15 protein-coding genes are annotated in these 13681 nt (G+C 60.4%); 10 read left to right on the forward strand and 5 right to left on the reverse strand.

Going from position 1 to position 13681, the window contains the following annotated elements; all coding sequences use genetic code 11:
- Nucleotides 1–43 precede the first annotated feature (43 nt).
- The 5 genes from ACA059_RS06775 (at nt 44) to ACA059_RS06795 (ending at nt 5030) form a co-directional block, all read left to right on the forward strand.
- Nucleotides 44–2737 (forward strand): DUF4118 domain-containing protein, encoded by a 2694-nt coding sequence (locus ACA059_RS06775; protein WP_497633188.1) that lies wholly within the window; start codon nt 44–46, stop codon nt 2735–2737.
- Nucleotides 2734–3426 carry a response regulator gene (locus tag ACA059_RS06780; RefSeq protein WP_150633905.1) on the forward strand — a complete coding sequence of 231 codons (693 nt, stop codon included), beginning with the start codon at nt 2734–2736 and terminating at the stop codon, nt 3424–3426. The genes ACA059_RS06775 and ACA059_RS06780 overlap by 4 nt, the downstream gene beginning before the upstream one ends.
- Before the next feature lie 406 nt (nt 3427–3832).
- The gene (locus ACA059_RS06785) at nt 3833–4351 is read left to right on the forward strand and encodes a GNAT family N-acetyltransferase (RefSeq protein ID WP_497633189.1); all 519 of its coding nucleotides are present in this window, start codon (nt 3833–3835) and stop codon (nt 4349–4351) included.
- Nucleotides 4352–4429: 78 nt separating this feature from the next.
- Nucleotides 4430–4696, forward strand: coding sequence for a prevent-host-death protein (locus ACA059_RS06790; RefSeq protein ID WP_046049521.1), 267 nt, complete (start codon nt 4430–4432; stop codon nt 4694–4696).
- Nucleotides 4689–5030 carry a type II toxin-antitoxin system RelE/ParE family toxin gene (locus ACA059_RS06795; RefSeq protein WP_497633190.1) on the forward strand — a complete coding sequence of 114 codons (342 nt, stop codon included), beginning with the start codon at nt 4689–4691 and terminating at the stop codon, nt 5028–5030. Before ACA059_RS06790 ends, ACA059_RS06795 begins: the two co-directional genes overlap by 8 nt.
- A gap of 54 nt (nt 5031–5084) precedes the next feature.
- Here ACA059_RS06795 and ACA059_RS06800 read toward each other — a convergent pair whose 3' ends face one another.
- Nucleotides 5085–5690, reverse strand: coding sequence for a pyridoxamine 5'-phosphate oxidase family protein (locus tag ACA059_RS06800; protein ID WP_461960995.1), 606 nt, complete (start codon nt 5688–5690; stop codon nt 5085–5087).
- A gap of 7 nt (nt 5691–5697) precedes the next feature.
- Complete coding sequence (locus tag ACA059_RS06805; protein WP_497633191.1) at nt 5698–6183, reverse strand: GNAT family N-acetyltransferase; 486 nt, start codon at nt 6181–6183, stop codon at nt 5698–5700.
- 140 nt (nt 6184–6323) lie between these two features.
- On the opposite strand from ACA059_RS06805, the gene ACA059_RS06810 reads away from it, so the two are divergent.
- The 3 genes from ACA059_RS06810 (at nt 6324) to ACA059_RS06820 (ending at nt 8457) form a co-directional block, all read left to right on the forward strand.
- Complete coding sequence (locus ACA059_RS06810) at nt 6324–6749, forward strand: YybH family protein (RefSeq protein ID WP_497633192.1); 426 nt, start codon at nt 6324–6326, stop codon at nt 6747–6749.
- 80 nt (nt 6750–6829) lie between these two features.
- On the forward strand, nt 6830–7180 hold the full coding sequence (locus ACA059_RS06815; protein WP_008151161.1) for a YciI family protein: 351 nt from the start codon (nt 6830–6832) through the stop codon (nt 7178–7180).
- Nucleotides 7180–8457 carry an RNA polymerase sigma factor gene (locus tag ACA059_RS06820; protein WP_497633193.1) on the forward strand — a complete coding sequence of 426 codons (1278 nt, stop codon included), beginning with the start codon at nt 7180–7182 and terminating at the stop codon, nt 8455–8457. Before ACA059_RS06815 ends, ACA059_RS06820 begins: the two co-directional genes overlap by 1 nt.
- Nucleotides 8458–8594: 137 nt before the next feature.
- On the opposite strand, the gene ACA059_RS06825 is transcribed toward ACA059_RS06820, so the two are convergent.
- The gene (locus ACA059_RS06825; protein WP_497633194.1) at nt 8595–9449 is read right to left on the reverse strand and encodes a LysR family transcriptional regulator; all 855 of its coding nucleotides are present in this window, start codon (nt 9447–9449) and stop codon (nt 8595–8597) included.
- Nucleotides 9450–9539: 90 nt separating this feature from the next.
- On the opposite strand from ACA059_RS06825, the gene ACA059_RS06830 reads away from it, so the two are divergent.
- Nucleotides 9540–9977, forward strand: a complete 438-nt coding sequence (locus ACA059_RS06830; protein WP_497633195.1) for a multidrug/biocide efflux PACE transporter — start codon at nt 9540–9542, stop codon at nt 9975–9977.
- 109 nt (nt 9978–10086) lie between these two features.
- Here the strand turns inward: ACA059_RS06830 and ACA059_RS06835 are convergent, their stop codons facing one another.
- The gene (locus ACA059_RS06835; RefSeq protein WP_497633196.1) at nt 10087–10845 is read right to left on the reverse strand and encodes an SDR family NAD(P)-dependent oxidoreductase; all 759 of its coding nucleotides are present in this window, start codon (nt 10843–10845) and stop codon (nt 10087–10089) included.
- 121 nt (nt 10846–10966) lie between these two features.
- Between ACA059_RS06835 and ACA059_RS06840 the strand changes: the two genes are divergently transcribed.
- Complete coding sequence (locus ACA059_RS06840) at nt 10967–11863, forward strand: LysR family transcriptional regulator (RefSeq protein WP_497633197.1); 897 nt, start codon at nt 10967–10969, stop codon at nt 11861–11863.
- Nucleotides 11864–11979: 116 nt separating this feature from the next.
- On the opposite strand, the gene ACA059_RS06845 is transcribed toward ACA059_RS06840, so the two are convergent.
- Nucleotides 11980–13593: an inorganic phosphate transporter gene (locus ACA059_RS06845; RefSeq protein ID WP_497633198.1), complete on the reverse strand. Its 1614-nt coding sequence runs from the start codon at nt 13591–13593 to the stop codon at nt 11980–11982.
- Nucleotides 13594–13681 lie beyond the last annotated feature (88 nt).

Below are 13681 nucleotides of genomic sequence, written 5' to 3' on the forward strand. Positions count from 1 at the left end.
GCACGGCGCCGTGTATGGCGCCGTGCAGTTCAAAAGGATTGCCATGCCCGTTATTGATACGTTCACCGCTTCACGAGACGGCCGCCCTGATCCCGACGTGCTGTTGGAGAAGCTGAAACAGGACGAACAGGCCGCCCTGCGTGGGAAACTGCGCATCTATTTCGGTTCCAACGCCGGGGTGGGGAAAACCTGCGCGATGCTCACCGCGGCCCAACGCGAAGTGACCCAGGGCCGAGACCTGGTGGCTGGCGTGATAGAAACCCATGGCCGCCGGGAAACCGCCGAACTGCTCGCTGGCCTGGAATTGCTGCCGCGTTATAACGTGATGCATCGCGAGTGTGCCCTCAGCGAGTTCGATCTGGATGCCGCGCTGGCGCGGCGTCCGGCGGTGCTGCTGGTGGATGAACTGGCCCACAGCAATGTTCCCGGTTCGCGTCACCCCAAGCGCTGGCAGGATGTCGAAGAACTGCTGCGCGCCGGCATCGACGTCTGGACCACCCTCAATGTCCAGCACCTGGAAAGTCTCAACGATATCGTCAGCGGGATCATCGGCATCCGGGTGCGCGAGACCGTGCCCGACCATCTGTTCGACGGTGCCCATGAAGTGGTGGTGATCGACCTGCCCCCCGATGACCTGCTGCGCCGTCTCAAGGAAGGCAAGGTCTACCTGCCGCCCCAGGCCGAGCGCGCGTCCCGGCATTTCTTTCGCAAGGGCAACCTGCTGGCCTTGCGCGAGCTGGCGTTGCGGCGTACCGCTGATCGCGTCGATGCACAGATGCGCGACTATCGCCGCGAGCGGTCCATCAACTCCCTTTGGCCCGCGCGCGAGCGTTTACTGGTTGGCGTGGCAGGGCACCCTTCGGATGAACGTCTGGTTCGTGAAGCGGCGCGTCTGGCACAAAAACTTGAGGCGGACTGGATTGTCGTTCATGTGCCTTCGGTGCAGCGACGTGGCGCGGGTGCGCACCGCTATGCCGCCGCCATGAAGACCTTGGCACTGGCCGCCGAATTCGGTGCCGACACGGCCACGCTGTCCGGCATGGACGTGGCCGAGGCCTTGGTGGCGTTTGCTCGTGAGCACAACGCCAACCGCCTGGTGCTGGGGCATTACCCGCGCAAGGTCTGGCAGTTTTGGCATCAGTCGGTCAGTGACCGCATCAGCCGTCGCCATCCGGAGATCGATCAGATTGTCATCGCGCATGGCCCGTTGCCCGCCGTGGTTGCGGTTGCGGTGAACACTGATGCAGCGCTGCCGCCCAGCAGGGCTCCGGCTTATCTGTGGGCCAGCCTGGCATGTTTTGCCGCCACGGCGGTAGCCGCGTTGCTGTTGCAGGTGTTTGACCTGGCCAACGTGGTCATGCTGTTTTTGCTCACGGTGGTGCTGGTCGCCTTGCGCTTTGGGCGAGGGCCGGGTGTCTGGGCGGCGATGCTGGCGGTGCTGTGTTTTGATTTCTTCTTCGTCCAGCCACGCTGGTCGTTTACGGTCAACGACACCCAGTACTTCTTTACCTTCGCCCTGATGCTGGGTATTGCGTTGATCACCGGGCAGCTCACGGCACGCCTGCGTCATGAAGCCCGCACCGCTGCCAGCCGTGAACGGCGCGCGACTTCGTTGGCCAGGTTGGCTCGCGACTTGTCGGCGGCGCTGACGGTGGAGCAGATCACGGAGGTGGCGCTGCGCACCTTCAGCGGCGTATTTGAAGCGCGGGTCGGGCTGACACTGCCGGACGCCGCCGACAGTGTCCACGCGCGTGGTGCGGGTGCATTTGCGATCGATGAAAACATTGCTCAATGGGTTTACGACCATGGCCAACCCGCCGGCCAGGGCACCGATACGCTGGCCGCCGCTCAGGGCCGGTATTTGCCGTTGAAGGCGCCAATGCGCGTGCGCGGAGTGTTGGTGCTCGCGCTGGCTGAGCCCGAGCGGTTGAACGGGCCTGAAGAGCAGCGCTTGCTCGAGGCCTGCATGAGCCAACTGGCGATAGCGCTGGAACGGGTGCATTTCGTCGAAGTGGCGCAAAGCACCCTGGTGCAGATGGAGGGCGAGCGCATGCGCAATACCCTGCTGGCCGCGATCTCTCATGACCTGCGCACGCCGCTGACCACCATCATCGGCGCGGCAGACGCAGCAGCGCCCCATGCGCCGCCCGGACCGCTGACACAGTTGCTGGGCGGTATTCGCGATCAGGCCAGCTCCATGCAGCGGTTGATCGAAAACCTGTTGGACATGGCCCGAATGCAGGAACGCGGTGTGCGCCTCAACCGGCAATGGCACTCGCTGGAGGAAATCGTCGGCAGCGCTTTGCGTCAACTGCGCGAGCCGTTGGCGCGGCATGTGGTGCGCACCGCCCTGTCGCCGCTGTTGCCGTTGGTGGAAGTCGATGCGCTGTTGATCGAGCGCGTGCTGGTCAACCTGCTGGACAACGCCGCCAAGTACACCCCGGCCGGAACGCTGGTGCAGGTTGTGGCCCGGCAAGAGGAGGACAGCATTGTGCTGGAGGTGATCGACGCCGGTCCCGGTTGTCCTCAGGGCAGCACGCCTCAGAGCTTGTTCGAACCGTTCACCCGGGGTCAGCAGGAGTCGGCCGTTGCCGGCATCGGCCTTGGGCTGGCGTTGGCAAAACGGATTGTCCAGGCCCATGGCGCAACGATCGAGGCTCAGCCTCAGGCCATCTCGGGCATCCGCTTTGTCATCACTCTACCGGCGGGTCATCCGCCTTCCATGGAATCGTTATGACCAGTGCACGCATCCTCATTGTCGAGGACGAGGCCAACATCCGCCGTTTCATCGGTATCGCGCTGCAGGACGAAGGTTTTCAGGTGTTCGAGGCCGACAACGTCAAACGCGCCCTGATCCACGCCGCCAGCCGTCAACCGGATCTGGTGATTGTCGATCTGGGCTTGCCCGACGGTGACGGCAAACAATTGATCAGTGAGTTGCGGGGCTGGATGACGGTGCCGATTCTGGTGCTGTCGGCCCGTGATCGTGAAGAGGAAAAAGTGGCGGCACTGGATGCGGGGGCGGACGATTATCTGGTCAAACCCTTCGGTGTGCCCGAGTTGCTCGCGCGTATCCGCGCCCAGTTGCGTCGGCATGTGCAGAACGGGACCGCTGCGGTCACCAGCAAGGTGACATTTGGCATGATTGAAGTGGATCTGGCCACGCACGAGGTCCGGCGCGAGGGCCAATCGGTACATCTGACACCCATCGAGTATCGCTTGCTTTGCGCGCTGATTCGCGGACAAGGCCGGGTCATGACCCATCGCCAGCTACTGTTGGAAGTGTGGGGCCTGGATTACGTCGATCGTGCTCACTATCTGCGGGTGCACATGGCGCACTTGCGGCAAAAACTGGAGGCCGATGCGGCCCAGCCGCAGCATTTCATCACCGAATTGCAGGTAGGTTATCGCCTGGTGGGGCTGTAAAGCACGGCGGGCGCTGGCTGCAGCGCCTGGCGGTGTGTCGCTCACTTGTCTTTCTTTATCCGGCGCTCGTGCAGGAAATCGATGTACAGCGTGATGAAACCGAACGAAGAAATGCTGAACAACACGAGTAGGCCGATTTGAGTCGTGCTCATGATCAAAGTCCTGTGGGTGGGACGAGGAGCGCTCAACCTGCCGTGGCTGGGCGTCATCAATCGTCGAGACACAGATAGATAATACGAACCCGGGGCCTTGGATAGCGGTTATATGAAAGCTTTACGGCACCGTCCTTGAACCCTATGCACTTCATACGAGAGGTGGGTATCGGCCGTTCGAGAGCAAGCAAGTATTGCTAGAATCGGCGAGCGTTATCCTGTCTTCTCACTTGCCCCAAGGTCTGCGCTGCGCCATGAACTCGTCGAACCCTGTCATCCGAAACGTCCATTCTGCTGATCTGGACCGCTGCTACGCCATCGAAACCGTTGCCTACGAAGGCGACGAAGCTGCTACTCGCGAAAAGATCGCCACGCGCATCGCCACCTGGCCCGAGGGCTTCATCGTCGCCGAAGTCGATGGCGTGGTTGCCGGTTTCATCAATTCCGGTGCGGCGTTTCAGGTAGAAATGTCGGACGAGGCGTTCAAGGAGCTGATCGGCCACGATCCGGCCGGCCCGCACGTGGTGATCATGTCGGTGGTGGTGCACCCGGATTATCAGGGGCAGGGGCTGGCGAAACGGTTGATGGGCGAATTCATCGGGCGGATGCGCGCGCTGGGCAAGACCAGCATCCATCTGATGTGCAAGGAGCGGCACATTCCGCTGTATGCCGGGTTCGGGTTTGCCTACATCAAGCCTTCGGCGTCTGACCATGGCGGGATGGCGTGGCATGAGATGGTGTTGGAGTTGGGAAAAGAGCAAATGAGTTCTTGAGATAAGTTTTTTAATGGCCTAAATTCAGACCTTGTTGCGGCGACCATCCTGTTCGGATGGTGAGCAGAGGAATGAATGATGCGAGTTGAAACAATCAGTTTTGTTAAAAAGAATGCGGCAGCGCTGGATCTTTCCGAGCCGATGCTCGTCACTCAGAATGGTGTTCCGGCTTATGTGATCGAGTCCTACGAGGAGCGTAAGCGGCGAGATGAGGCCATCGCGCTGATCAAACTTCTTTCGTTTTCTTCTCGCGACAAAGAGCAGGGTAAGCTGATTTCTGGCGACACTTTGCTGGCCAGACTGGCGCAGCGGCGCCAATTGCAGCAAGACGATAACGATGCCTGAGGCCTTCAGGGTAGAGTTTGCGACCGCTGCGGAGCATGGGGTTATTTCGCTGGAGCACTATCTCACGCAGCAATGCGGTCAAAAAAAAGCTGCAGAGATAGTTGATCAGCTGGTGATGCAGATCGTTACGGCTCTGAGCAATCAGGCCCATGTTTACGGTGTTTGTCAGGAAGCAGCGTCGCTTGGGGTCACTCATTTTCGTGAGTACTTGCCCATGGGGCAGCGGGTTTTGTATGAGGTGTTCCCGAGTGAAAACCTTGTAGTGGTCGCTTTGGTTATCGGCCAGCGTCAAAGTATCGAGAAGCAGTTGCTCGATTACTGTCTTCTCCTCTAACAGCTAGTCAAATCTCAAAAGGGTTGCCTCAAGGCAACCCTTTTTCGTGTTTGATCAGTAGAGGCTGTCGCGCACACGAGCCGGCGCTTCCCGGTCATACGTCTCGGCATCGAACTGCCCGTCATTCAACCGCTTGTGAAACGCCCCCGCCGTCGGCAGCGCCGAGCGCTCCAGATGTTTCTCAGGGTTCCATAAATCCGAACGAACGATGGCCTTGGAGCAGTGGAAGTACGCCGCTTCCACCGTCACCAGCATCACCGTGCGCGCCGGTTTGCCATTGACCGCAAAGCTCTCCAGCAACCCAGGTTCAGCGCTGATTTTTGCCGTGCCGTTAACCCGCAACGTTTCGCCAATCCCGGGAATGATGAACAGCAGCGACACCCGCGAATCGAGCACGACGTTACGCAGCGTGTCGATGCGGTTGTTGCCCGGCCGATCCGGGATCGCCAGGGTGCGTTCATCAATGATCCGCACGAAACCCGGCGTGTCGCCCCGCGGCGAACCGTCCATCCCGTCAGGCCCCACCGAGCTGACGATCACCAGCGGCGAGGCGCGGACCATCGCCTGATAGTCCTCGTTCAGAAAAGGGATTTGCTTGCGTACGGCGCGGTCGTGGGGTTGGCCGTAGAGGGCTTCCAGTTCTTCGATGCTGTTGAGCATAACCACCTCAGAAAATCAGGCCCATGCGCCGTTCGTAACCGATCCGGGCCCTGTAGGCTTCGCCGCTGTCGACCCAGCCGAATTTTGCGTAAAGCGCGATGGCCGATGCGTTATCCGCATCCACCGACAACTCCAGTCCCTTTATTTCCGGAAACGCCTGACGCGCCACGTCGGGCAAGGCTTGCAGACAGGCCTTGCCATAGCCTTTGCCCTGAGCCCGTTGATCGACTTGCAGCGCATGCAGGGTCGCGCTGTGTTCATTGGCCCACGCCGGCAACACGGGCGGGCGCTTGAGCAGTAGAAAGGCCACGGGAACATCCTCGACCAGCAGGGCAAATCCTTTGACGCCGGGGCCGGGTTTGGACAGCAAGGTGTGCAACGCACCGTGAATGTCGCCGGAGAACTTGATTTGTTCTTTGTGAACTTCAATGGCCTCGACCTGCTGGCGCTGGCGCGCGTTAAGGCTGTCGTAAGGCACGAGTAGGGCTGTCACTGGAGTGTCCTTTTTCCAACAAAATGTGTTTCGGATTCTAACGAGTTTGCGTCCATGGATTATTTTTATTTCGGCTGTCGATTTGGCTTTTCGCCAGACGACTAAGGGTGTCTTCACAACAAAAACCACGGAGAACCACCATGAACGCTACCCACGAAATCCAGAGCCTGATCGACACCTATCGTCAGGCGGTCATCGCCAAGGATGTCGAGAAACTCATGCCCCTGTATGCCGAGGACATCGTCTCCTACGACGCGGTCAAGGCCCTGCAATTTCGGGGTAAGGCCGCCTACCGCGCGCATTGGCAGGAATGCATGGAAATGTGCCAGGGCGCGCACAAGTTTGATTTCGACCAGATGAATATCGTGGCGGACGAGCACATCGCCTTCGCCCATTGGCTGGCCCATTGCGGCGGCACCAACGAGAAGGGCGAAACCCAGGCCTGCTGGATGCGCGTGACCGCCTGCTATCGGCGCGACGATGGGCAATGGCGCATCGTCCACGAACACTGGTCGGCCCCGTTCGACATGATGAGCGGCACGGTGCTGTTCAACCTGGAACCATGAGCGTCTTGCTGATTCGTCGGGAATGTCGCGAAAGCGTCAATCTGCAGCCATAGTTGATCCGTTCGATTCAGGAGAGCCCCATGAAGTATTTATGCCTGGTCTACAGCAACGAGCACGAGTTGCACTCGCTGCCCGAAAGCCCGAATGACGCTGAATGCATGGCTTACGCCGAGGCGATCCAGGGCAGTGGCCGAATGGTCGCCGCCGAGGCGTTGGAGTCGGTGCAGACCGCAACCACGGTGCGGATGCGCAACGGGAAAATGTCGATCACCGACGGCCCGTTCGCCGAAACCAAGGAGCAATTGGCCGGCTTCTACCTGATCGATGCCAAAGACCTCAATGAAGCCATCCAGGTCGCCGGCAACATCCCGGCGGCCCGGGTCGGCTGTGTCGAGGTGCGTCCCGTTCGTCAGTTGAATCCCGGCGCCTGATGTCTGTCGAGTCGGTACGGGCGCAGGTCGAGCAGGTATATCGCGAAGACTCGCGGCGGATTCTGGCGACCCTGATCCGTTTGCTCGGCGATTTTGACCTCGCCGAAGAAGCCTTGCACGAGGCGTTTTTCGTCGCGGTCGAGCGCTGGCAGCGTGACGGTGTGCCGGACAATCCGCGTACCTGGCTTGTGTCCACCGGGCGTTTCAAGGCCATTGATGTATTGCGTCGGCGCGCACGTTTCATCGCGTCGCAACCGATGTTGATCGCTCAACTGGAGGCGCTGGAGCAGGCCGACTGGAGTGACGAAGACGTGGAAGACGATCGCCTGCGCCTGATCTTCACCTGTTGCCACCCGGCACTCGCGGCGGACGCCCAGGTGCCGTTGACGCTGCGCGAAGTCTGCGACCTGACCACGGAAGAAATCGCCCGAGCCTTTCTGTCGGCGCCAGCGACCATCGCCCAGCGCATCGTGCGTGCCAAGGCCAAAATCCGTGACGCGAAAATTCCTTATCAAGTGCCGACCCTGGCGGAATTGCCCGAGCGCCTGGACAGCGTGCTGCGGGTGATTTACCTGGTGTTCAACGAAGGCTATTCCGCGTCCATGGGCGCGGAACTGACCCGTGAGGATTTGACCCGCGAGGCGATTCGGCTCGGTCGTCTGTTGATGGAACTGCTGCCCGAACCCGAGGTGATGGGGTTGCTGGCGCTGATGCTGCTGCACGAGTCCCGACGCCCGGCCCGGACATCGACGAACGGAGAGTTGATCGTGCTGGATGAGCAGGACCGTTCGTTGTGGGACGCCGAGATGATCGAAGAAGGTTGCGCATTGGTAGAGCGGGCGCTGACGACTCGGCAATTCGGTCCTTATTGCCTTCAAGCAGCGATAGCGGCGTCGCATGCCGAAGCGCCCACGGCGGCGGAAACGGACTGGCTGGAGATTGTGGGTCTGTATGACGTGCTGTTGCGGGCGGCGCCTTCGCCAGTGATCGAATTGAACCGTGCGGCGGCGATCTCCAAACGGGATGGACCGTTGGCGGGGCTGAGGTTGGTTGAAGGGATTCTGGCACGGGGTGATTTGCTGGATTACCACTTGGCGCACGCGGCGCGGGCGGAGTTTTGTCGGCAGTTGGGAAGGGTTGATGAGGCGCGGACGGCTTATGAGCGGGCGTTGGAGTTGACGCAGCAAGTGCCGGAACGGCGGTTTATCGAGGCCCGTTTGCGGGAGTTAGATCGACCCCTCACCCTAACCCTCTCCCCAGGGGGTAGAGGGGACTGACCGAGGTGTTCTTTCGAGTTACATCGACCTGAAAAATCGAGTCGAACTCAGGATCTGAAAGCTATGGAGATCGAGCTCCCTTTCCCCCTCTCCCCCATGGGGAGAGGGCTGGGGTGAGGGGTGGCCCTCAAGCGCCGCTATTCCAGCATCTTGCCAAGCAACCAACTCCCCGCCGGCCCCGGCGGATGCAGCCGCGACCACAGTGCATCCACGAACACCGGTTTTGGCCAGCCGCGTACGTCCAGTTCCTGCAACGTCCCTGGGCCAAACCGCTCCACCAGCCACCGGGGCAACGGCGCCCAGCCGAATCCGCCCTGGGCCATTTCCAGCAGCATCAGATAACTCGGCGCCGACCAGACGCGCCCCTTTGCCCGGCTTTCATACGGATTGACGATCGTCGCCAGACGCAGCTCCCGGTGTTGTTGCAACACGTCTTGATTGATGTGGCTCAGTGCCGCCAGCGGATGCTCGCGGGACACGAACAGGGCAATCTCAGTCCGTTCTTCCACGGTCGAACTGACCAGGTCCGGCGGGTAACTGTCTTGTTTTTCGGCGAAGGCCACATGCGCCCGCCCCCGTTGCACCAAGGCCACCAGGTCATCGCATTCGGCGATCAGGCATTCAAGTTCCAGATCCGGATAACGCTGCTCGAAGGCGCTGAGCGCCGCTTCGAATCGGTCGGACTGATACGTGTCGGAAATCGCCACGGTCAGCTTCGGCTCGACCCCCTGGGACAGTTGGCTGGCGGTCATTTCCAGTCGGCTGGTGGCGGCCAGAATCTCCTCGGCTCGTTGCAGCATCACGTGCCCGGCCGGGGTCAGGGTCGGTTTGCGGCTGCTACGGTCGAACAGCGTCAGGTTCAAGTCGATTTCAAGGCTGGCCACGGCGGCGCTGATGGTCGACTGACTGCGGCCCAGTTTGCGCGCCGCGGCGGAAAACGAGCCTTGAGTCGCTGCCTGCACAAACGCCTGCAACACTTCCTGAGAGGCCATCTACTATCGCCTTGATCGATGGTTATTGGTTATGAAGTATCGGTGTGAAGAAGGATCATGGCAACCACAGTCACTCAGAGGAGTCTGGCCATGAGCGCCAACAAATCCATCACTGAACGTATTTTCCAGGCCATCGGTTTCGAATTGCTGGCCATCCTGATCTGTACCCCGTTGCTGGCGTGGATCATGGACAAACCGATGCTCGACATGGGCGTCGTGACCATGGCTATCGCGGCACTTGCCCTGGCCTGGAACGTGGTCTTCAACGGATTGTTCGACCGTGCGCTCAAACACTACGACATCGTGCACAACGCGTGGGTACGTGTTGTCCATGCGCTGTTGTTCGAAGGCGGTCTGGTCGCGGTGGGTGTGCCGTTGATTGCCTGGTGGCTGAAGGTCAGCCTGTGGCAAGCGTTCGTGCTGGATATCGGCGTGCTGCTGTTTTTCCTGCCATACACCTACGTCTACCACTGGACGTATGACGTGGTGCGCGAGCGGGTGGTGATGCGCCAGACTGTCTCGGGATAAAAGCAAAAGATCGCAGCCTCGTTTCACTCGACAGCTCCTACATTGGAATGCGATCCCTGTAGGAGCTGTCGAGTGAAACGAGGCTGCGATCTTTTGATCTTGATGGCGTTTACAAAAACATCCCGCCCGACGCTTCGACGCGCTGCCCGTTGATCCACTGACTGCCCGGTGCCAAAAGCAGCGCAATCGCGCCACCAATATCATCCGGCTGACCAACACGCCCGAGCGCAGTATTGCCGGCAACATAGGCATTCACGTCGCTGTTATCACGCACCGTGCCGCCGCCGAAATCGGTTTCGATCGCCCCGGGCGCCAGGGTGTTCACGGAAATGCCGCGTGCACCGAGTTCTTTGGCCTGATAACGCGTCAGCACTTCCATCGCGCCTTTCATCGCCGCGTAAGCGCCGTAACCCGGCAAGCTGAAGCGGGTCAGACCGCTGGAAACGTTGAGGATACGGCCACCGTCAGCCATCAGCGGCAGCAGGTTCTGGGTGAGAAAGAACGGCCCCTTCAGATGGATGTTCATCAGTAAATCGAACTGGGCGACGGTGGTGTCAACGAAGGTTGCATTCAGGCCGATGCCGGCGTTGTTGAGCAAAAAGTCGAAGTGCTCGCGATCAAAACGGCTGCGCAATACATCGGCGACCTGGGTGGCGAAGTCGGCGAAGCGTTCACTCTTACCAACGTCCAGTTGCAGCATGACGGCGCGACCGCCGAGGCTTTCGATTTCTGTGACCAGTGCTTGTGCCTCTTCGGCGCGGCTGTTGTAAGTGCCGATGACGTCGATGCCTTGGGCTGCCAGATGCAGAGCTGCGTTTTTGCCAAGGCCGCGGCTGGCGCCGGTGATCAGTGCGATTTTACGGTTCATGGGACTTCCTCAAGGAGCAGTGGGTGATGACGTGGAGGAAGTTTATTTATCCGTCCTGAAGTGATAAACAGGCTGAAATCGGAATCACTGGTCGGTTAATCCGAACAATAAAGGTCGGCCCATGAACAAGTTGGAACTGCTGCGCACGTTCGTTCGCGTCACCGAGATGTCGAGTTTTACCCTCGCCGGTGAAAGCCTGGGTTTGCCCAGGTCCACCGTGTCCGAGCACGTCCAGGCTCTCGAAACGCTGGTCGGCACGCGGTTACTGCAACGCACCACGCGCAAGGTTCAGGCGACTCAGGACGGCCTGGTGTTGTATGAGCGCAGCAAGGACTTGCTGTCGCACATGGACGAAATAGAAGGGTTGTTCCGCCAGGACGAAGCGTCGCTCGTTGGGCGGATTCGCATCGACATGCCGAATATTCTGGCCCGTCGGGTGGTGATGCCGCGTCTGCCCGAGTTCATGGCGCAGCACCCCAATCTTGAGCTGGAAATCAGCAGCACCGACCGCCGGGTCGATTTGCTCAGTGAAGGGTTTGATTGCGTGGTGCGAGTTGGCGCGCAACCGGATCAATCGGTGGTCGCGCGTCACTTGTGCGATTTCACCATGGTCAACTGCGCCAGCCCCGAGTATCTGCAGCGTTATGGCATGCCTGAACGGCTCGAAGACCTGACGCAGCACCGGCTGGTCCATTACGTCGGCGTATTGGGTTCACGGTCGGAGGGTTTTGTGTACGAGCAAGAGGGCACGTTGCATCGAGTGCCGATGGCGGGCAGCGTCACGGTCAACAGCACCGATTGTTACGAGTCGGCGTGTCTGGGCGGTTTTGGTTTAATCCAGGCGCCGCTGATGGGCATGCTGCCCCACCTGCTCAGCGGCGAGTTGGTGGCGGTGCTGCCGCAATTCAACGCGCCATCCATGGAGGTTTCGCTGCTCTACGCCCGGCAACGGCATTTGCCGTTGCGGGTGAGAGCATTTATGGGTTGGTTGGGGCAGGTGATCCAATCCGCGATCTGACACTGGTCTCCTGTGGGAGCGAGCTTGCTCGCGATAGCGGACTGACAGTCAACATTGATGTTGAATGTGATGGCCTCATCGCGAGCAAGCTCGCTCCCACAGGGTATTGCGCGGCTTCAGAAGAGTTGGGTGAAGAGCCAATACAAACTGCCCGACAACAGAATCGCCGCCGGCAAGGTCAGCACCCAGGCCATCAGCAGGTTGCGGATGGTCTTCATCTGCAAGCCGCCGCCGTTGGCGACCATGGTCCCGGCCACCCCCGAAGACAGTACGTGTGTGGTCGACACCGGCAGGCCGAACATGTCCGCCGCGCCGATGGTCAGCATCGCGACGGTTTCCGCCGAGGCGCCTTGCGCATACGTCAGGTGGGTTTTGCCGATCTTCTCGCCAACCGTCACCACGATGCGCTTCCAGCCGACCATGGTGCCCAGCCCCAGTGCGATGGCCACCGCGATTTTCACCCACAGCGGAATGAACCGCGTGGCGTTGTCGATCTGCTGCTTGAACAGTTGCAGCTTGCCGTTGGTATCGGCGTCGAAGTTGCCGACCTTGTTTTTGTCCATCAGGCGAATGGTTTCGCTGGTCAGGTACATGTCGTTACGCACGTTGCCCATGGCCTCGGCCGGGACTTTCGAGAGCGAGCCGTAGCCCTTCACTTCGTTACCGATGTTGCCGGTCAAGGCGGCGAGGGCGGGGATCAGTTGCGGTGTGGCTTCCTTGCTGCGCACGTATTCGGACAGCACCGGACGCGGGTCGGCCGGCGCTGGCAGCGGCGAACTTTTGACCAGTGCTTGTTGGGTGACTTCGGCCACGGCGGCAAACTGCAGCGCCTGGTCCGCCGGCATGGTGCGGTTCAGTGCGTAAGCCATCGGCAGCGTGCCGACCAGAATCAGCATGATCAGGCCCATGCCTTTCTGGCCGTCGTTGGAACCGTGGGCGAAAGACACGCCCGTGCAGGTCAGGATCAGCAGGCCGCGAATCCACCACGGTGGCGGAGTGTCGCCCTTCGGTGCTTTGTACAGCGCACGATTCTTGACGAAAGCACGCAAGGCCAGCAGCAACAGCGCGGCAAACACGAAGCCGATCAGCGGCGACAGCAACAGCGCGTAACCGATTTTGGTTGCCTGCGCCCAGTCCACGCCGCTGGTGCCGTCGCGGCCGTGCATCAGGGCATTGGCCACACCGACGCCGATGATCGAGCCGATCAGGGTGTGCGACGAAGACGCCGGCAAGCCCAGCCACCAGGTGCCGAGGTTCCACAGGATCGCGGCGATCAACAGGGCGAAGATCATGGCGAAACCGGCGGAGGAACCGACTTGCAGAATCAGTTCCACCGGCAGCAGGGCGATGATGCCGAACGCCACCGCGCCGCTGGACAGCAGCACCCCGAGGAAGTTGAAGAACCCGGACCAGGCCACTGCGAAATTCGGTGGCAAGGAGTTGGTGTAAATCACCGTGGCCACGGCGTTGGCGGTGTCGTGGAAACCGTTGACGAATTCAAAGCCGAGGGCGATCAGCAGCGCCACGCCCAACAACAGAAACGGCGTCCAGGTGGTCACCACGGTGCCGAGTTCGTTCATGTCGTGCATCAGGCTGTAGGCGGTGAACAACAGCCCGCTGCCCAGTACCGCGAAGAAAATCACAATGGTGAGCAGGCCAGGCTTTTTATCGAGTTGCGGTTTGGCGCTACTGGCGGGCGCCTGGGCGGCGGTGAAGGAAGGAGTAGCCATGACGGACAATCCTGAGGCGAGAAGGAGTGTCGCCCATGATCGTTGCTGAATGTTACAGAGAGACTGCGCTGAGTCAGGGTTTGGTTTT

The organism is Pseudomonas sp. LBUM1647 (genome assembly GCF_059716175.1).

Bases quoted from the DNA above. Each gene is read 5' to 3' on its own strand.
- ACA059_RS06775 (WP_497633188.1), top strand. From the start codon at position 44: ATGCCCGTTATTGATACGTTCACCGCTTCACGAGACGGCCGCCCTGAT.
- ACA059_RS06780 (WP_150633905.1), top strand. From the start codon at position 2,734: ATGACCAGTGCACGCATCCTCATTGTCGAGGACGAGGCCAACATCCGC.
- ACA059_RS06785 (WP_497633189.1), top strand. From the start codon at position 3,833: ATGAACTCGTCGAACCCTGTCATCCGAAACGTCCATTCTGCTGATCTG.
- ACA059_RS06790 (WP_046049521.1), top strand. From the start codon at position 4,430: ATGCGAGTTGAAACAATCAGTTTTGTTAAAAAGAATGCGGCAGCGCTG.
- ACA059_RS06795 (WP_497633190.1), top strand. From the start codon at position 4,689: ATGCCTGAGGCCTTCAGGGTAGAGTTTGCGACCGCTGCGGAGCATGGG.
- ACA059_RS06800 (WP_461960995.1), bottom strand. From the start codon at position 5,690: ATGCTCAACAGCATCGAAGAACTGGAAGCCCTCTACGGCCAACCCCAC.
- ACA059_RS06810 (WP_497633192.1), top strand. From the start codon at position 6,324: ATGAACGCTACCCACGAAATCCAGAGCCTGATCGACACCTATCGTCAG.
- ACA059_RS06815 (WP_008151161.1), top strand. From the start codon at position 6,830: ATGAAGTATTTATGCCTGGTCTACAGCAACGAGCACGAGTTGCACTCG.
- ACA059_RS06820 (WP_497633193.1), top strand. From the start codon at position 7,180: ATGTCTGTCGAGTCGGTACGGGCGCAGGTCGAGCAGGTATATCGCGAA.
- ACA059_RS06825 (WP_497633194.1), bottom strand. From the start codon at position 9,449: ATGGCCTCTCAGGAAGTGTTGCAGGCGTTTGTGCAGGCAGCGACTCAA.
- ACA059_RS06830 (WP_497633195.1), top strand. From the start codon at position 9,540: ATGAGCGCCAACAAATCCATCACTGAACGTATTTTCCAGGCCATCGGT.
- ACA059_RS06835 (WP_497633196.1), bottom strand. From the start codon at position 10,845: ATGAACCGTAAAATCGCACTGATCACCGGCGCCAGCCGCGGCCTTGGC.
- ACA059_RS06840 (WP_497633197.1), top strand. From the start codon at position 10,967: ATGAACAAGTTGGAACTGCTGCGCACGTTCGTTCGCGTCACCGAGATG.
- ACA059_RS06845 (WP_497633198.1), bottom strand. From the start codon at position 13,593: ATGGCTACTCCTTCCTTCACCGCCGCCCAGGCGCCCGCCAGTAGCGCC.